Origin of the sequence: Citrobacter sp. Cf118 (genome assembly GCF_030334095.1) — a bacterium.
Classification (GTDB): Bacteria; Pseudomonadota; Gammaproteobacteria; order Enterobacterales; family Enterobacteriaceae; genus Citrobacter; species Citrobacter freundii.
Genome location: NZ_JAOWES010000087.1, coordinates 636244 through 654051 on the forward strand (window position 1 = coordinate 636244; position 17808 = coordinate 654051).

The 17808-nt window shown below is 56.8% G+C and carries 20 protein-coding genes; 1 reads left to right on the top strand and 19 read right to left on the bottom strand.

Annotation, left to right across the window (positions count from 1 at the left end):
* Positions 1–179 precede the first annotated feature (179 nt).
* The 6 genes from ycfP to hinT are packed head-to-tail and all read right to left on the bottom strand — an operon-like array spanning position 180 to position 3976.
* Positions 180–722: an alpha/beta hydrolase YcfP gene (gene ycfP / locus OGX67_RS18370; protein WP_003030817.1), complete on the bottom strand. Its 543-nt coding sequence runs from the start codon at positions 720–722 to the stop codon at positions 180–182.
* A 21-nt stretch (positions 723–743) separates the two neighbouring features.
* On the bottom strand, positions 744–1769 hold the full coding sequence (gene nagZ / locus OGX67_RS18375; RefSeq protein WP_003846728.1) for a beta-N-acetylhexosaminidase: 1026 nt from the start codon (positions 1767–1769) through the stop codon (positions 744–746).
* A gap of 10 nt (positions 1770–1779) precedes the next feature.
* On the bottom strand, positions 1780–2604 hold the full coding sequence (gene thiK, locus OGX67_RS18380; protein ID WP_257651396.1) for a thiamine kinase: 825 nt from the start codon (positions 2602–2604) through the stop codon (positions 1780–1782).
* On the bottom strand, positions 2585–3226 hold the full coding sequence (gene lpoB, locus OGX67_RS18385; protein WP_003030820.1) for a penicillin-binding protein activator LpoB: 642 nt from the start codon (positions 3224–3226) through the stop codon (positions 2585–2587). Before lpoB ends, thiK begins: the two co-directional genes overlap by 20 nt.
* A gap of 13 nt (positions 3227–3239) precedes the next feature.
* Positions 3240–3614 carry a YcfL family putative periplasmic lipoprotein gene (locus OGX67_RS18390; protein ID WP_003846733.1) on the bottom strand — a complete coding sequence of 125 codons (375 nt, stop codon included), beginning with the start codon at positions 3612–3614 and terminating at the stop codon, positions 3240–3242.
* 2 nt (positions 3615–3616) lie between these two features.
* Positions 3617–3976, bottom strand: a complete 360-nt coding sequence (hinT, locus tag OGX67_RS18395) for a purine nucleoside phosphoramidase (protein ID WP_003030826.1) — start codon at positions 3974–3976, stop codon at positions 3617–3619.
* Positions 3977–4324: 348 nt separating this feature from the next.
* Between hinT and fhuE the strand changes: the two genes are divergently transcribed.
* A complete protein-coding gene (fhuE, locus tag OGX67_RS18400) occupies positions 4325–6511 on the top strand; it encodes a ferric-rhodotorulic acid/ferric-coprogen receptor FhuE (RefSeq protein ID WP_257651395.1) in 2187 nt (728 codons plus the stop codon).
* Between the two features lie 22 nt (positions 6512–6533).
* Here the strand turns inward: fhuE and paaY are convergent, their stop codons facing one another.
* The 13 genes from paaY to paaA all read right to left on the bottom strand — a co-directional run bounded on the left by paaY (position 6534) and on the right by paaA (position 17750).
* On the bottom strand, positions 6534–7130 hold the full coding sequence (gene paaY / locus OGX67_RS18405; protein ID WP_044711783.1) for a phenylacetic acid degradation protein PaaY: 597 nt from the start codon (positions 7128–7130) through the stop codon (positions 6534–6536).
* Between the two features lie 11 nt (positions 7131–7141).
* Entirely contained in the window at positions 7142–8068 is a 927-nt protein-coding gene (paaX, locus tag OGX67_RS18410; RefSeq protein WP_286526955.1) for a phenylacetic acid degradation operon negative regulatory protein PaaX, read from the bottom strand.
* 158 nt (positions 8069–8226) lie between these two features.
* Positions 8227–9543: a phenylacetate--CoA ligase PaaK gene (paaK, locus tag OGX67_RS18415; RefSeq protein ID WP_057064229.1), complete on the bottom strand. Its 1317-nt coding sequence runs from the start codon at positions 9541–9543 to the stop codon at positions 8227–8229.
* Between the two features lie 28 nt (positions 9544–9571).
* A complete protein-coding gene (gene pcaF / locus OGX67_RS18420; RefSeq protein WP_071696747.1) occupies positions 9572–10777 on the bottom strand; it encodes a 3-oxoadipyl-CoA thiolase in 1206 nt (401 codons plus the stop codon).
* On the bottom strand, positions 10777–11199 hold the full coding sequence (paaI, locus tag OGX67_RS18425; protein ID WP_071696746.1) for a hydroxyphenylacetyl-CoA thioesterase PaaI: 423 nt from the start codon (positions 11197–11199) through the stop codon (positions 10777–10779). The genes pcaF and paaI overlap by 1 nt, the downstream gene beginning before the upstream one ends.
* Complete coding sequence (locus tag OGX67_RS18430) at positions 11192–12610, bottom strand: 3-hydroxyacyl-CoA dehydrogenase (RefSeq protein ID WP_257651394.1); 1419 nt, start codon at positions 12608–12610, stop codon at positions 11192–11194. The genes paaI and OGX67_RS18430 overlap by 8 nt, the downstream gene beginning before the upstream one ends.
* Before the next feature lie 3 nt (positions 12611–12613).
* The gene (paaG, locus tag OGX67_RS18435) at positions 12614–13402 is read right to left on the bottom strand and encodes a 2-(1,2-epoxy-1,2-dihydrophenyl)acetyl-CoA isomerase PaaG (protein ID WP_257651393.1); all 789 of its coding nucleotides are present in this window, start codon (positions 13400–13402) and stop codon (positions 12614–12616) included.
* A gap of 2 nt (positions 13403–13404) precedes the next feature.
* Positions 13405–14172, bottom strand: a complete 768-nt coding sequence (gene paaF, locus OGX67_RS18440; protein WP_257651392.1) for a 2,3-dehydroadipyl-CoA hydratase PaaF — start codon at positions 14170–14172, stop codon at positions 13405–13407.
* Positions 14169–15239 (bottom strand): 1,2-phenylacetyl-CoA epoxidase subunit PaaE, encoded by a 1071-nt coding sequence (paaE, locus tag OGX67_RS18445; protein ID WP_257651391.1) that lies wholly within the window; start codon positions 15237–15239, stop codon positions 14169–14171. Before paaE ends, paaF begins: the two co-directional genes overlap by 4 nt.
* Positions 15240–15246: 7 nt before the next feature.
* The gene (paaD, locus tag OGX67_RS18450) at positions 15247–15747 is read right to left on the bottom strand and encodes a 1,2-phenylacetyl-CoA epoxidase subunit PaaD (protein ID WP_071696741.1); all 501 of its coding nucleotides are present in this window, start codon (positions 15745–15747) and stop codon (positions 15247–15249) included.
* A gap of 12 nt (positions 15748–15759) precedes the next feature.
* Positions 15760–16515: a 1,2-phenylacetyl-CoA epoxidase subunit PaaC gene (paaC, locus tag OGX67_RS18455; protein WP_257651390.1), complete on the bottom strand. Its 756-nt coding sequence runs from the start codon at positions 16513–16515 to the stop codon at positions 15760–15762.
* Positions 16516–16522: 7 nt separating this feature from the next.
* On the bottom strand, positions 16523–16810 hold the full coding sequence (paaB, locus tag OGX67_RS18460; protein WP_003030843.1) for a 1,2-phenylacetyl-CoA epoxidase subunit PaaB: 288 nt from the start codon (positions 16808–16810) through the stop codon (positions 16523–16525).
* A 10-nt stretch (positions 16811–16820) separates the two neighbouring features.
* Positions 16821–17750 (bottom strand): 1,2-phenylacetyl-CoA epoxidase subunit PaaA, encoded by a 930-nt coding sequence (paaA, locus tag OGX67_RS18465; RefSeq protein ID WP_257651389.1) that lies wholly within the window; start codon positions 17748–17750, stop codon positions 16821–16823.
* Between the last annotated feature and the right edge of the window lie 58 nt (positions 17751–17808).

Here is a 17808-nt window from a genome sequence, read left to right on the forward strand (position 1 = left end):
TAATTAACAACAAGTTACAGTAATGAAAATGTTCTTCGAGAGTGAGAATAACACGAACGGTGCATTGGTCATACCAAAATTGATGTGTATCAAGTTTTGATGCTGAAAAGATAGACAACCGGAACTTTAAGAACAAAAAAACCAGCCCGATGGCTGGTTTTTTACGCACTCAATAAGGATTAACCTAACGTCTTGAACGCTTTGATGCGCTGCAAATGCGGAGAGATATTCTTAAACTTATGCGTCTGCTCTTCGTCCCAGACTATCTCGTAAAAGTGATGCAGCTCTTCCGACGAACGCTGGCTATTGAGCGCTTCATCATGACGCGACAGGATAACCAGACAGCGATCGCGATTCTTTTCGCGGAAATTGGTCACGCATTTTGTTGCGATGTCTGCATACTCCTCAGGTCTGTCAATTTTGCCTTCCATGTTCTCATACGGGAACAGGTTAGGATTAAACACTACCTGACGAATATCACACAGAAAACCAATCCGTTCAGCCCAATATCCCCCGAGCCCCACACCACAAATCAGCGGACGGTCATCCACATTCAGCTGTAGCATTTTGTCCACTTCTTTTAGCAGATGCTGCATATCATGTTTGGGATGCCGCGTACTGTAGCTAATCAGCCTGACATCCGGGTCGATGAATTGCAGCTGCAACACCTTCTCATGGTTGCCCGGGCTGTTAGAGTCAAAACCGTGTAAATAGATAATCATCGCATCCTCGCCAAACTTGCGTTAATGACCTGCTTTCTCTTCCTGCCAGCGCTCATGAAGCTGGTTTAGCTGAGCGCTTACCGTCTTCCAGCGTGCCGAATCCATCAGTTCCTGACGTGAAAATGAACCTTTATGATACAAACGTGTAACACGTTCTGCATTGATCGGCGACAGATTATCTAACACACTGACCGCTCCCTTACGATTATTGCAGACCAGGATCATATCGCAACCTGCATCCAGCGATGCCTGTCCACGCTGGGCATAGCTTCCCATAATCGCCGCCCCTTCCATCGACAAATCGTCGGAGAAAATGACACCATCGAAGCCAAGCTCCTGGCGCAGCACCGTTTTCAGCCAGTGAGATGAGCCACTCGCCGGACGCGGATCTACATCACTGTAGATGACGTGCGCAGGCATAATGGCATCCAGTTTGTTCTCCGTAATCAACGTCTGGAACACGGACATATCTTTCGCACGAATCTCGGCTTCTGAGCGAGGATCGGTTGGGGTTTCTTTGTGTGAATCCGCCGTCACGGCCCCATGACCAGGGAAATGTTTACCGGTCGTTTTCATGCCTGCGGCATGCATACCGTCAATGAAGCGGGTCGCCATCGCCAATGCTTTTAGCGGATCGGCGTGGTAAGAACGCTCGCCGATTGCGGCGCTGATATGGCCCACATCCAGTACCGGTGCAAAGCTGATATCAATATCCATCGCGATCATTTCGCTGGCCATCAACCATCCGGCGTCCTGAGCCAGTTTGCCGCCCTCTTCCAGACCGTGCAGCGCGGCAAACGATTGAGCCGCAGGCAGGCGAGTAAAGCCTTCTCGAAAGCGCTGTACGCGTCCGCCTTCCTGATCTACCGCCACCACCAGATGGTTACGTGACGCAGTCCGGATTTGTCGCACTAATTCACGCAGCTGTTCCGGGTCATGATAATTTCGGGTAAAGAGGATCAACCCACCTACCAGCGGATGCGCCAGAATCTCACGCTCTTCTGCGTCCAGCTCATACCCTTCGACATCCAACATTACTGGGCCCACACTGCTCTCCTTATCCTTTCATTGTTAGCTGCCGCCAGGTTTCATCGGCCAGCCTGATAAATTGTCTATCACCGGTTTGCCGCCAGCGATACTCAAACCACCCCGCCTTCAGCATCATTATCCAGGGTTGCCATTGTCTGACTTGTCGCCACAAAACGTCTGGCTCAATGTGCGCTCGTTGAGCGTAGGTGCTAACCAGCTGTTGGTGCTGGGATTCATCGCTGACCCATACCGCCGCCAGCTCCAGGGCAATATCACCGTCTCCGGCGTATTCCCAGTCAATCAGCCGCAGCCCTGAGGCTGTGCGTACGATGTTGTCACCGTGAACATCCATATGCAGCGGCCCCAGACGCAAAGGTCGAGGCTCACCTCGTTTCCTCAGCCGCTTCAGCGCGCGCAGCCAGCATGGTGTACGACGCGCCGGATCGCCACACTGCCAGTACTGTTCAAGTAGCAGCAGCAGGCTGATTCGCCAGCCCAATCGGGGTTGCTGGTGCAGATGATACAGTAAGCCTGCGAGTTCGTCGGCGTCCGGTAATCTGGATTCTACCTTACCGTGAAAAAACTCGACGGCCATCCACCCACGCGTATAAAAATGAGGACGTGGCGCAAGGTTTTCTGGCAGGTGTTTTAACGCATGATATTGGCGTAAGAAATGCGATTCCGGCGCATCAGGGTCGTGATGACAACGCAGTACCAGCCGGTGAGAATGATGCTCAATGATGCAGCTCCCGCCACTCAGGCCAGTTTGGCTGGCTGCGACGGGATGATACTGCGGGAAATAGCGCGACAACACTTCGCCGCGCGTGAGTCTGTTATTGTTGCTGAACGGCACCTTTACCTGACCAGATTATCTCGCCAGTTTGTACCAGCATTAATTGCATTTGCAGCGCAGGCGAATTGACGTTGCCGGATGCGCTGGAATAAAGCACATACTGCGCGCCAACGTTACGGGCGATACCAATCGCTTTACTGCGCGTTCCCAGGCTATCGTTCGGCGACAGACCTAACTGCTGCTTGGCGACTGCCAGTTGCTGAGCGGAAACCAGAGTAAACTTACCGTTATTCGCCAGAGCATTACGTAAGGTTTCGGTGGCTTCACCCGCGTTCAGCGAGCCGTTGGTGCGGTTATTCACGCTATCAACCAGCAGAACGCCGCCCGCTTTTACGCCGTCAGCCTGCAGCATTTTTCCGACCATCGGCTGCATAGCCCCGTTCCAGTCATAATGACGTTGACGTGGCGTCGGCTGCGCCGTTTGGTCCTCGTGCTCAATCGGACCCGGCTGCTGCGGTATGGTTGGCACCGTTGGCACTACCGGCACCGGCTGTTGCGGTTGCACAGGCTGTTCCGGCACCGGCTTGACTTCCTCTACCGGTGCGGGCTCTCGTTGCACCACACAGCCAGAGAGAAACATCGCCAGCGCGGCAACCAGTGCGTAGCGATTCATTTTGATCATCAAGATTCACCCCTTACAAATAAAGATAAAGTCTAACCTTGTGCGCCCCCAGAAAATTGGCGCTGCCGTACAGCGTCACCGACGAATGAGCCGGGATAGTCACGCTGCGCGGCGCTTCCAGAGGATGCATTTCCAGTCCTCTGGCGTCATACCAGTAAAACCGATAATGAACGGTGACGGGTTCTTGTCTTTCGTTATAGAGTCGCGAGGATGCCGAGGCCTGAATATCAGACGTGGTTAACGTGGGCTGTTCTGCTGTTATACCTGCCGCCAGAATCGTTGACTCCATCACCAGCGACTGTTCATCACTTACCGGAATTTCTGGGTGTGTTCGACAACCCGCCAGTAGCAGCAAGCCCAGTGAAAGTACAATGCATCCTCTGATCATGCCTACAGACCTTTATGCGCGAGCATTGGGCCAAGCGCACGGCCACCCAGCAGGTGCATATGAATGTGATACACCTCCTGACCCCCGTGGCGGTTGGTGTTCATGATTAAGCGGTACCCATCTGCAGCAATGCCTTCCTGCTCAGCAATTTTCGCTGCAACGGTGATCATGCGGCCCAATGCCTGTTCATGTTCAGCCGTCACATCGTTGACGGTTGGGATCAGGATGTTAGGAATGATCAGAATATGCGTAGGTGCCTGAGGGGAAATATCACGAAACGCAGTGACCAGTTCATCCTGGTATACGATATCCGACGGAATTTCACGACGGATAATTTTGCTGAATATAGTTTCTTCTGCCACGACGTTTTCCTTTTTCATTAACAGCCCAAGCGTTTTGCCATGCTACGCCGGGTAACTCTGCGAGTATAGAGTATGAGCGAGTTACTCACGCTCTTTCAACTTTAACCCTCGATTTTTTAAGCGAAAACCCCAGTCAATGCTGCTCTTATAACCATTTCCCAGCGCTATTGCTCAAGCATAGTACTGAAACAATATTTCATTTATGTCGTAGCATCCGTTTACACATTAAGTGCTAATGCGTATATTTCGCATTTGTATTTACATACGCATTTAATAATTTACACCAAAGGGCTCATCACAACTACCGGTGATTCGAACTTAATATTAATAATTATCAAGGACTTTTCGATGTCTTTCACAACACTCAACGGGAATATTCAACGCCAACCGGGGCTTGCCCCTTCTGCGCTGGCAGCCTGCATTACGCTAGCGCTTTTACCTTCCACCAGCCTCGCAGCCCCTGCTGAAGAGACAGTGATCGTGGAGGGTTCTGCTCCAGCCGCATCCAGCGACGAACAGGATTACAGCGTTAAATCGACGACCGCGGGCACAAAAATGCAGATGACACAGCGCGATATTCCGCAATCGGTCAGCATTGTCAGCCAGCAACGCATGGAAGATCAGCAGTTGCAAACGCTGGGCGATGTGATGGACAACACGTTGGGGATAAGCAAAAGCCAGGCGGATTCCGATCGCAGCAGCTATTACTCGCGCGGATTTCAGATTGATAACTATATGGTCGATGGGATCCCGACCTATTTTGAATCCCGCTGGAATCTCGGTGACGCCCTTTCCGACACAGCCCTTTTTGAGCGTATCGAAGTGGTCCGTGGTGCAAACGGACTGATGACCGGGACGGGTAACCCTTCAGCCTCCATTAACATGATCCGTAAGCATGCCACCAGCCGCGAGTTCACCGGTAATGTTTCTGCAGAATATGGCAGTTGGAACAAACAACGCTATGTGACCGATCTGCAAAGCCCGCTTACGGCAGACGGCAATGTGCGCGGTCGCATCGTGGCGGGTTACCAGAATAACGACTCCTGGCTTGATCGCTACAATAGCGAAAAAATGTTCTTCTCCGGGATTGTCGATGCCGATTTGGGTGACACCACCAGCCTGTCTGCAGGTTATGAATACCAGCGCATTGATATCAACAGCCCAACCTGGGGTGGATTACCGCGCTGGAATACCGATGGCAGTAAAAACAGCTATGACCGTTCGCGCAGCACTGCGCCGGACTGGGCTTACAACGATAAAGACTTCAACAAAGTGTTTGTCACCATCAAACAACGTTTTGCCGATACCTGGCAGGCGACCATGAACGCCACCCACTCCGAGGTCAAGTTCGACAGTAAAATGATGTACGTCGATGCCTATGTTAATAAGGCCGACGGCACGCTGATTGGCCCATATGGCAACTATGGTCCGGGATATGACTATGTCGGAGGAACCGGCTGGAACAGCGGCAAACGTAAAGTGGATGCTGTCGATCTATTTGCCGACGGCGGTTACGATCTGTTTGGTCGTCAGCATAATCTGATTCTGGGCGGCAGCTACAGTAAACAGAATAACCGTTATGAAAGCTCGTGGGCGAACGTTTTCCCCAACGAAATCGGCAGCTTCTATACCTACGATGGTAACTTCCCGGAAACTAACTGGAAACCGCAGTCATTGGCTCAGGACGATACCACGCACATGAAATCGCTGTACGCCGCAACGCGTATTTCGCTGGCCGACCCACTGCATTTGATTGTCGGCGCGCGTTATACCAATTGGCGTATCGACACCCTGACCTACAGCATGGAGCAAAACCACACCACCCCGTACGCGGGCCTGGTGTATGACATTGACGATAACTGGTCTACCTACGCCAGCTATACCTCAATCTTCCAGCCGCAGAACAAGCGCGACAGTTCCGGTAAATATCTCTCTCCGATTACCGGCAACAACTATGAGCTTGGCCTGAAGTCCGACTGGATGAACAGCCGTTTAACCACCACGCTCGCGGTGTTCCGCATTGAACAGGATAACGTAGCGCAATCAACCGGCGTGCCAATCGCCGGTAGCAATGGCGATACGGCCTTTAAAGCGATGGATGGTACAGTCAGCAAAGGGGTCGAATTCGAAATTAACGGTGCGATCACCGATAACTGGCAGATGACGTTTGGCGCGACACGCTATGTTGCTGAAGACAACGAAGGCAATGCTGTAAACCCTAACCTGCCACGGACCACGGTAAAACTGTTCACCCGTTATCGCCTGCCAGCCATGCCGGAACTGACCGTAGGCGGCGGAGTCAATTGGCAGAATCGAGTTTACAGCGATACGGTCACGCCTTATGGCACATTCCGCGCGGAACAGGGAAGCTACGCCCTGGTAGATTTGTTCACCCGTTACCAGGTAACAAAAAACTTCTCAGTGCAGGGTAACCTCAATAACCTGTTCGATAAAACCTATGACACGAATATCGACGGTTCTATCGTTTATGGTGAGCCGCGCAACGTCAGCATCACCGCCAGCTATCAGTTCTGACACCAGGTATTGCGTAGAATTGCTAACCCGCTGACTTAGGTTGCAAATTCTCATCAAACTCCAGCCGCTTTCTGTCGGGTTCTACCGCAGTCAGCGGCTGCACCTCTGCCAGCGTCTTCTGGCAGCGCTCAACCAGCACCTGATATTCGCGAGTGCCCTGTTTTTTCCACACCAGCTCCTGCTCAGTTAACATGCGAATCGCTTTCGCCGGGCTGCCGACAATCAGATGGTTGGCAGGCATCTCGGCGCGCGCTTTCACAAACGCCGAAGCACCAACGATACTGTTCTCACCAATGGTCGCGCCATCGATAATCACCGCGCTCATGCCGACCAGCGCGTTACGCCCTATCACACAGCCGTGCAGAATAGCTCCGTGGCCGATATGTCCGTCCTCTTCCACCACCGTATCCTGGCCGGGAAATCCGTGCATCACGCAGTTATCCTGGATATTCGCCCCATCTTTAACCACGATACGCCCAAAATCTCCGCGCAGGCTGGCATTGGGGCCAACATAAACACCTTTGCCGAGAATGACATCGCCAATCAGCACTGCGGTTGGGTGAACATAGCTTTCCGCAGGAACTACCGGGATCATCCCGTCAATCTGGTAAATCGGCATGGCTTCTCCTGTTACGCCTCGGCTAATCCGCCGAAGCGTTGATAATAGAGCGGCCCTGGCGCGGGTAGTTCCCCCACCGAGCTCTCGCCTTTTTCGCTGACGAAAACCTGGGCGCCGGGCGCAACACGTTGATAAATATTAATACACAGCTGACGCGCCGTCTGCCCTAGCCAGTGAGCAGGCAACAATTCTTCCGGCAGCAGCGGATCTTTGAGCACAACCCGACGATAAAGGTGAATGAGCAACAGGCGGATCTGGAAGCAGCGCTCTGGCGTAAGTTCGTCCGGCCCGGCGTCACGTAGCAACGGTAACAACGGACGGAACAGAGTGATAAACGCCTCGTACATGGCATTTTGTTCGGTTAAGTGCCAGCACCCTTCTACCCGCTCACGCAGCGCGGCGCGGGAGAGCGCCAACGGCGAATGCGCCTCAAAAACGATGACGTTTTCCGCCACCCCAGCTTCATGGAGCAGCGACTGGACGTCCGCCAGCTTTTGCGATGGTGACGCCAGCAGACTCGGCGCCAGTACGCCAAAACCTTGCCATAACAGCTGCTTTTTAACTTCGGCGAGGGTGTTTTTTTCCAGCCCTTCGGAGAACAGCAGCAGCCAGGTACCGTCCCACTCAGGGGCGCTGGCACGGTAGATTTTGCTCTCGGCGCGACGCGTCAAGCGTAGCCCTTTATCGCTCAGGCGGTAGAAACTGCGTCGGCCGATACGTACCACGTCCAGCCATTCTTCTTTATTAAGGCGAAACAGTGCGGTACGTACAAAACGCTCACCGAAGCCAAGCCCTTCCAGCAGCGCGGCAACACTACCCAACCAGACTTCTCCACCGCGTTGCGATAAACAGTCCCCGTAAAGCGAGGCGATAAGCGAGGTGCCGCTGACCGGCATTGCGGTTACCGCCTGCTGAATAAAACTATCGAGCTTTTCCATATGATTCATACTGTTGTCTTTTTTGTGCTTTTTGAATCATAGCACAGGAATAGATCAGCGATACGCCAGGAGTTTGTAGGCCGGATAAGGCAACGCCGCCATCCGGCAGCGTTGCGCCATTGTGCCTGATGGCGCTACGCTTATCAGGCCTACGAGACTTAGCCGTTGGCGGCAGCTTTACGCAGGTCAAACACGCGGCAGGCCTTGCCTTCGGAGCGTGGAATGCTGCCGCAATTGACGATGCTGACATCCGTTGAAATGCCGACCATCGACTTAATGCGATGACGCAGATGGTGGCAAATCTGGCAGCGCTGCTCGTGGCTTAGCACCAGGCTACTCTCTTTAAGCTCCACGCGTACCGAAAGTGAATCAAGATGGCCACGGCGATCCACTTCAAGCTGATAATGCGGGGCCAGATGATCAATCTTGAGGATCTCTTCTTCCACCTGAGACGGGAATACGTTGACGCCGCGAATAATCAGCATGTCATCGCTGCGCCCGCTAATGCGATCCATACGACGCATCGTGCGCGCGGTTCCCGGCAGCAGGCGCGTCAGGTCGCGGGTACGATAACGAATGACCGGCAGCGCTTCTTTCGTCAGCGTGGTGAACAGCAGTTCGCCGTGCTCACCGTCAGCCAGTGGCGTACCGTCATCCGGATTGACCACTTCCGGGAAGAAATGATCCTCCCAGATTGTCGGACCATCACCCGTTTCGATGCACTCCATCGCCACGCCCGGCCCCATCACTTCCGACAGGCCATAAATATCGAGCGCCGTAATACCGAGGCGACGTTCGATCTCCGCGCGCATCCCCGTTGTCCACGGCTCTGCGCCAAAGACACCGGTACGCAGCGAACAGCCCCGCGCATCACCGCCCATCTGGCGCTCCAGCTCTTCAATCAGGTTCAGGCAGTAAGATGGCGTGACCATGATCATGTCGGGCTTAAAATCACGGATCAGCTGCGCCTGTTTCTCGGTCTGGCCGCCGGACATCGGGATCACCGTTGCCCCTAAGCGTTCCGCGCCGTAGTGTGCGCCCAGTCCGCCTGTGAAAAGGCCATAGCCATAAGCGACGTGGATTTTATCTTTCGCGGTACCGCCTGCGGCACGTAGCGAACGGGCGACGATGTTAGCCCAGGTATCGATATCATTTTGCGTATAGCCCACCACCGTCGGTTTACCCGTGGTACCGGATGACGCATGGATACGCACTACCTGCTCCATCGGTACCGCGAAGGTATCAAACGGATAGTTATCGCGCAGGTCCTGCTTGGTGGTGCAGGGAAACTTGCTCAGATCGCTCAGCTCACGGAAATCATCCGGGTGAACCCCTGCCGCATCAAATTTACGGCGGTACATCGGGACATTTTCATAGGCGTGTTTGAGCGTCCACTTCAGGCGCTCGGTCTGCAGAGCGACTAATTCGTCACGCGATGCGGTTTCAATCGGATCTAATGTTGTTATCGTTGTCATTTTGTAGGGTACTCGCAGGTCAATTCGCTCACACACGCTCGAGGATCAGGGCAATGCCCTGGCCCACGCCAATACACATCGTACACAGCGCATAACGTCCATTGCGTCGTTCCAGCTCCAGCGTTGCCGCCAGCGCCAGACGCACGCCGCTCATCCCCAGCGGGTGGCCTAAAGCGATGGCGCCACCGTTTGGATTCACGTGCGGCGCATCATCCGCCAGCCCCAACTGCCGCATCACGCCCAGCGCCTGGGCGGCAAAGGCTTCGTTCAGCTCAATCACGTCCATATCGTTAATATTCAGCCCGGCACGCTCCAGCACTTTACGCACCGCCGGAACCGGCCCCAGCCCCATGTACTTCGGCTCAACGCCCGCCGTCGCCATCGCCACGATGCGCGCCCGCGGCGTCAGTCCCTGTTCTTTTACCTGCTGTTCACTGGCGATAATCATCGCCGCCGCGCCGTCGTTCACGCCCGAGGCGTTGCCTGCCGTCACCACGCCGCCCTTGCGGAACGGGGTTTTCAACTGAGCAAGCTGTTCCATTGTGGTTTCCGCACGCGGGTGCTCATCGTCGCGCACCGCGCTGACCGCGCCCTTCTTACCGATAATCTGTACCGGTACGATTTCCTGCGCCAGAATGCCGTCACGCTGCGCTTTTGACGTGCGCTGCTGGCTGCGGTAGGCGAAGGCGTCCTGATCTTCACGGCTTATATTTAACAATTCGGCTACATTCTCCGCCGTTTCCGGCATGCTGTCAGTACCAAATTGTTGCTGCATGAGCGGGTTCACAAAACGCCAGCCGATGGTGGTATCGAACATTTCCGCCTGACGCTGGAACGGCGCGGTGGCCTTGCCCATGACGAACGGCGCGCGGGACATCGACTCGACGCCGCCGGCAATCAACAGATCCGCATCGCCCGCCTTAATGGCTCGTGCGGCAAAGCCGATGGCGTCCAGCCCGGAACCGCACAGACGGTTGATGGTGGTGCCCGCCACGCTGTGCGGATAACCCGCCAGCAACGTTGCCATATGCGCCACGTTACGGTTGTCTTCACCGGCCTGGTTGGCGCAGCCGAAAATCACATCGTCGATGGCGCTGGCATCCAGGCGCGGGTTGCGACGGAGCAATTCACGCAGCGGGATCGCCGCCAGATCGTCAGCGCGAACCCCCGCCAGCGCGCCGCCGTAGCGGCCAATCGGGGTACGAATTCCGTCACAAATAAAGGCGTCACGCATTAGGCTTCTCCTGTGATTGTGCCGCCGATGCGGTGCGATTTTCCGCGAAACAGGGCAACGGTTTTTTGCTGTTGATTAACAATCTCAATGTCGTAAACGCCGGTCAGCTTGCCCTGCTGTTTCACCCGCGCGGTGGCGGTCAGCAGATCGCCAGTGAAGGCCGGGCGCAGGAAATCGATGCTCGCCGCCGACGCCACCGCCGCCAGCCCCTGGCTGTTACAGGCGTAGGCAAAGGCGGTGTCCGCGAGCGAAAACAGCTGCCCGCCGTGACAGGTCTGGTGGCCGTTGAGCATCGATGGCAGCACCGCCATCGTCATCTGCGCATAGCCTTCATCCATTTCGATAATCTCGATGCCCAGCGCGCGGGCGCAGGTATCTTTCTCGTACATGGCGCGGGCGTTGCGCCAGGCCTGGTTACTCATGACGCATCTCCAGCAGCGCCATCTGGCGCAGTCGCGCACTCGGGCGGTAGCGTTCTTCGCCGTAGTGCTGTTGTAGGTTTTCCAGCAGGCGCAGCACGCGCCCCCAGCCAAGCGATTCACCCCAGGCAATCGGGCCGCGTGGGTAGTTCACCCCCAGACGCATAGCGGTATCGATATCATCCGCGCTGGCGACGCCTTTTTGCACCGCATCCAGCGCTTCGTTCGCCAGCATCGCTACCGTACGCCATACCAGCAGGCCGGGATAATCAGCAATGTGCAGAACCTTTTTGCCCTGCTGCTGGAAGTAGTACACCGCTTTGTCGGTTGCCGACTGTGGGTTGGTTTGCGCGCTCGCCAGTACGACCGTGTCGCCCGCCGCATGGTCATAAACCACCACCGGACGCTGATGCTGGACGCTTAAGGCCAGCGCGGTTTCACCGGTGGTTTCAAGGAGCAGCACATCATCCAGTTCAGTGACAACGTCACACTTAATGTTTTTTGCTGCATTTTCAGGCACTACCGCTGCAACAGCCAGATTAGGCGATACTTCAACAGGCCAGCGATAGACGCCGTGGCCGCTCTTCTTGCCCAGACGCCCGGCCAGCGCCAGCTCCTGCTGAAGCAGCGACGGCAGAAAACGGCGGTCCTGCCAGAAGGCGTTAAATACCGAACAGGTGACGGCAAAGTTGACGTCCTGACCAATCAGATCGGTCAGCGCCAGCGGCCCCATCGGGAAACCGCCGCCGTCGCGCAGCGCCGCGTCAATCACTTCCGGCGCGGCGACCTGTTCCTCCAGCGCCCGCCAGGCTTCGGCGTAATACGGGCGCGCCACGCGGTTGACAATAAAGCCCGGCGTGGAGCGGCAGCGCACCGGCTGCTTACCCCAGGCGCTAACGCACTGGCAAAGCTGCTTGACCACTTCCGTTGAGGTGGCAAGGCCGCTCACCACTTCCACCAGTTTCATAACCGGTGCCGGGTTAAAGAAGTGCAGCCCCGCTACGCGTTCGGGATGTTTGATGCCCGCCGCAATGGCGGTAATGGAGATAGACGAGGTATTACTGGTCAGCAGCGTCGACGGCGAGCAAATCTCTGCCAGCTCGCTGAACAGCGCCTTTTTAATCTCAAGACGTTCGGACGCGGCCTCAATGATTAACTGCGCATCGGCTAGCTGTGTTAATTCGGTTGCTGACGTAATGCGTGCCAGCAGCGCCTGCGCCTGCTCGGCGCTGACTTTGCCGCGGCTAACGCGGGCGTTGAGGCGCTCGGCAATGCCGTCGATAGCGCGGGTAATCGCCTCAGACGAAATGTCATACAGCCGCACCGCGTGTCCGGCACTGGCCGCCACTTCGACGATCCCGGCCCCCATGGTGCCGCCGCCAATCACGGCGACGGTGTGAAGAGTCTGGTTCATGGCTTATTTCCCGCTGAACTGTGGCTGACGTTTGGCGAGGAAGGCGCTGACGCCTTCGCGATAGTCGTCGCTGCGACCGGCCATTCGCTGATAATCCCGCTCCAGATCGAGCTGGTTTTCCAGCGTATTGGTTTCAGAAAGCTGAAGCGCTTTCTTAATTAACCCCAGCCCATAGGTCGGCTGCGTAGCAAAATGACGCGCCATGGCTAACGCAGTGTCTTTCAGTTCAGCGTCGTCCACCACCTGCCAGATCATTCCCCACTGCGCGGCCTGTTCGGCGCTGAGGTTATCGCCCAGCATCAGTAAACCTACGGCGCGAGCGCGACCGGCAACGCGCGGCAGCACCCAGCTTCCGCCGCAGTCCGGCACCAGACCGAGCTTGCTGAAGGCCATCACAAACTTCGCCGAACGCGCGGCCAGCACGATATCGCAGCCCAGCGCTAACGTTGCACCCGCCCCGGCGGCCACGCCGTTAACGGCGCAGATAACCGGTTTTGGTAACGCGGCTAAACGACGCACCAGCGGGTTATAAAAACGCTCCACCGACATGCCCAGATCCGGCGCAGGGCCACTCGGGTCAACGTTACGGTCGTTCAGATCCTGTCCGGCGCAAAAACCGCGCCCGGCACCGGTAATCAGCAGGCAGCGAATGGTGTCGTCGCGCTCGGCCTGTTTCAGGCAGTTGGCGAGCTGCTGGTGCATCACGTCATTAAAGCTGTTGAGTCGGTCCGGGCGGTTCAGGGTGATGGTCATGACGCCCTGTTCCACTTCGCTGAGAATGAAAGCTTCCACGATTAGCGTCCTTTAAATTCCGGTGTGCGTTTTTCTAAAAAGGCGCTGACGCCTTCACGACGATCTTCGGTACCGCTGAGCAGCGTAAACAGCTGGCGTTCCTGCACCAGACCGGCCTGTAAGCTCACCTCGTGCGCCAGACGCAGCGACTGCTTTGCCGCACGCAGCGCCAGCGGCGAGTGGCGAGCGATGTTTGCAGCCAGCTTCAACGCGTATTCATCGGAGAGGTTCGCCGGATGAATGTCGCTCACCAGCCCAGCCTGCTGTGCGCGTTCGGCGTCAATGCCTTCGCCGCTCAGCACCATCCGACTCGCCAGCGCTTTGCCAACACTGCGAATAAGACGTTGCGTGCCGCCTGCGCCCGGCATGGTACCGAGGGTAATTTCCGGCAGGCCAAAGCGGGCGTTATCGCCGGCAATCACCAGGTCACACAGCAGCGCCAGCTCGCAGCCCGCGCCCAGCGCGTAGCCGTTCACCACCGCAATCAGCGGCTTGTTGAAGGCGTCGATGCGCGCCCACAAACGGGGACGAATATCGTCGAAGGTGGCGGGCAGGTCTTTTTCGGCCATTTCGTTGAGATCGGCACCGGCCGCGAAATAGCGCGGGTTGCCGCTAATCACGCAGACGCTCACCGTCGGATCGGCCGCCGCGCTTTCCAGCGCTTCGGCAAGCAGCAATAGCAGCGTATTGTTCAGGGCATTACGCGCCTGCGGGCGGTTCAGCGTCAGCTGCAGCACGCGGTCATGACGGGTAATCAGCAGTTCGCTCATGCCGTCCCCCGTGCGTCAAAGTCGACCACCACATCCGCGCTTTTGGGCAGCGCCTGGCAGCTCAGCACATAGCCCGCCGCCACTTCATCGGCTTCCAGACTATAGTTAGCGGCCATTGCCACTTCGCCCTGCACCACTTTGCATTTACAGGTGGCGCACACGCCGCCTTTACAGGCAAACGGCAGGTCTGCGCCCTGACGCAGCGCGGCATCAAGAATGCTGTCATCTTCGGCGTTCAGCGAAATCAGGCGATCGCGGCCGTCCTGGCGAATAGTGACCGTGCGGCCTTCAGCCTGCACGCCGGTGGCGCGTTTCACGCTGGTGCCCGGCGTATTGAAGCGCTCAAGGTGAATAGATTTTTCCGGCACGCCCAGTTCTCGCAGCGCCACTTCGGCTTCGTCCATCATCGCCGATGGGCCGCAGATAAACGCATCATCAAAACGGCTGAAATCAAGCAGCGTTTTGCCCAGCGCATGCAGCTTGTCGCCGTCAATGCGCCCTTGCAGCAGGTCGCTGTCCATCGACTCCTGGCTGAACAGATGCACCACCTGCAAACGCTGCGGGTAGCGATCTTTCAGGTCAGCCAGCGCCTGGCGGAACATCATGCTGTGGCTGCTGCGGTTACCGTAGATAAGCGTAAACCGGCTGTCCGCTTCGGTCGCCAGCGTGGCTTCGATAATCGCCATCATCGGCGTAATGCCGGACCCGGCGGCAATCGCCAGATATTCCGCTTCACGCTCGGCCTGCGGCTGGTAGCCAAAGTGCCCCTGCGGCACCATCACCTCAAATTCCATACCCTGCTGAATATCGCTCTGGGCATAGCGGGAGAAACGGCCGCCGTCGATGGCTTTAACCGCCACGCTGATTTCTGACGGCGAACGGCTGCGGCAAATGGAGTAGCAGCGGCGTAACTCTTCCCCGCCCAGGCGGGTTTTCAGCGTCAGGTGCTGGCCCGGACAGAAGGCGTACACGCTACGCAGCGCGTCGGGAATGGCAAAGGTAATGGTGACCGAATCACGGGTTTCCGGCTCAACGTTTGCCACGGTAAGCGAATGAAATGTTGTCATCGCAGCCTCAAATACATTTAAAGTAATCAAAGGGTTCACGGCAGCTGTCGCAGCGATACAGCGCTTTACAGGCCGTGGAACCGAATTCACTAATCAGCGAGCTGTGGGTGCTGCCGCAGCGCGGGCAAACCACGTCTTTCGGCATCTCGCCGGCGTGGCAGGCATGGGCCTGCGGCGGGCTGATACCGTACTGGCGCAGGCGTTCGCGGGCATCCGGGCTCATCCAGTCGGTGGTCCATGGCGGATCGAGCTGTAGCACAATATGTACCGGCGTGTAGCCATGCGTGGTCATCACCGTACGAATCTCACCCAACAGGTGCTCGGTAGCCGGGCAGCCCGAGTAGGTTGGCGTAAAGCCAATCACCCAGCCGTCGCCGAGGCGTTCAACCCGGCGTACCATCCCCAAATCGGTAATGGTCAGCACCGGCACTTCCGGGTCGGGGATTGCGCTTAACAGTCCCCACACGGTGCGCACTTCGGCGGGCGCGATATCGGCAAGACGTTGCATAGCCACCTCCTGTTACCACTGCTGTCCAGGGTACGAACGCTGTAAATACTGCATTTCTGCCAGCATCGGACCGAGATGCTCACTGTGTAGCCCCTGCTTGCCGCCGCGACGGAACGCCGCTTCTTCAGGGATCTGCAGGCCGGCGTCGAGCAGCGCGGTGTGCACCGTCGTTTGCCATTCGGCCGCTAATTCGCGCGGGTCAACGGCAATGCCCTGCTCGCTCAGGCTGATATCCAGCTCGTCGGCCATAAACAGCTCACCGGTGAAACGCCACAGGCTGTTGACCGCCTGCTGCATCAGTTGCGCGGAGTAGTCGGTACCGTTGCCCAGGCGCTCCAGCCAGCCGCGACTAAAGCGCAGGTGATAACGCACCTCTTTCAGCCCTTTAGCGGCGATGGCGGCAATCTGCGCGTCGCGGCTGTTAACCAGACGGCTGAACAGCGCCACGTGCCAGGCATCCATAAAGAACTGACGGGCGATGGTGTCAGCGAAATTACCGTTCGGCTGTTCGACCAGCAGTACGTTGCTGAACTGGCGTTCGTCGCGGCCAAAGGCCAGCGTGTCTTCGTCGCCGTTACCGTTCAGTTCGGCGGCGTAGCTGAGAAAATTGCGCGCCTGTCCCAACAGATCGAGACCGATATTGGCCAGCGCCAGATCGATTTCCAGCTCCGGTGCGTGGCCGCACCATGCGCCTAAACGCTGTGCCAGGATCAGGCCGTTATCGCCCAGACGCAGGGCATAGGTTGCAACGGGATTGAGAGTCGTCATCGTTGCCTCACATATGTTCCATGCCGTCCGGCACGGTGTAGAACGTCGGGTGGCGGTAGACTTTGCTTTCTGCCGGGTCGAAGAATTCACCGCGATCCTCCGGCTGCGAGGCAACAATTTCACTCGCCTTCACGACCCAAATAGAGCAGCCTTCGCTGCGGCGGGTGTACGCATCGCGGGCGTTCTCCAGCGCCATCTGGTCATCGGCGGCGTGCAGGCTGCCCACGTGACGATGCGACAGACCCTGCTTGCTGCGGACAAACACTTCGTATAACGGCCAGTATGTTTTGCTCATGGTTCTCTCCTTACGCCGCATCGCGGGCCTGTTGTTTTTGGGCATGCGCCAGCGCGGCTTCGCGCACCCATGCCCCCTCTTCCCAGGCCTTACGCTTGGCGCCCAAACGTTCGTGATTGCAGACACCACGACCGTTGATGACCTCATTAAATTCCTGCCAGTCGATCTCACCGAATCGGTATTTCCCCGTCGCTTCATCAAGCTGCAGATCGGCATCCGGCACGGTCATGCCGAGGATTTCAACCTGCGGAACGGTGTTATCCACAAAGCGCTGGCGCAGTTCGTCGTTGGAATGCAGTTTGATTTTCCACGCCATACTGCGGGCGCTGTTCGGCGAGTTGTCGTCGCTCGGCCCGAACATCATCAGCGCGGGCCACCAGAAACGGTTGATCGCATCCTGGAGCATCTGCCGCTGTTCTTCGCTGCCCGCCGCCAGCGCCATACAGGCTTCAAAGCCCTGACGCTGGTGGAAGCTTTCTTCTTTGCAGATTTTGACCATCGCCCTGGCATACGGGCCGTAGGAGGTGCGGCACAGCGCCACCTGGTTGACGATCGCCGCGCCATCGACCAGCCAGCCGATCACACCGATATCCGCCCAGCTCAGGGTTGGGTAGTTGAAGATGGAGGAGTATTTCATCTGCCCGTCGAGCATCTTCTGGTACAGATCCTCACGCGCGCAGCCCAGTGTTTCCGCCGCGCTATAGAGGTACAGGCCGTGTCCGGCCTCGTCCTGTACTTTTGCCAGCAGAATGGCCTTACGCCGCAGCGTGGGTGCGCGGGTTATCCAGTTGCCTTCTGGCAGCATGCCGACGATTTCCGAGTGCGCATGCTGGCCAATCTGGCGGATCAGCGTCTTACGGTATGCATCCGGCATCCAGTCCTGCGCCTCGATGGCGGTGTCCTGCGCGATGCGCTGGTCAAAGCGTTGTTCTTCTGTCACGTCATCACCTTATGATTCCGATAAATCAAACAATTCATTTTTTGCGAATCATGTTGTT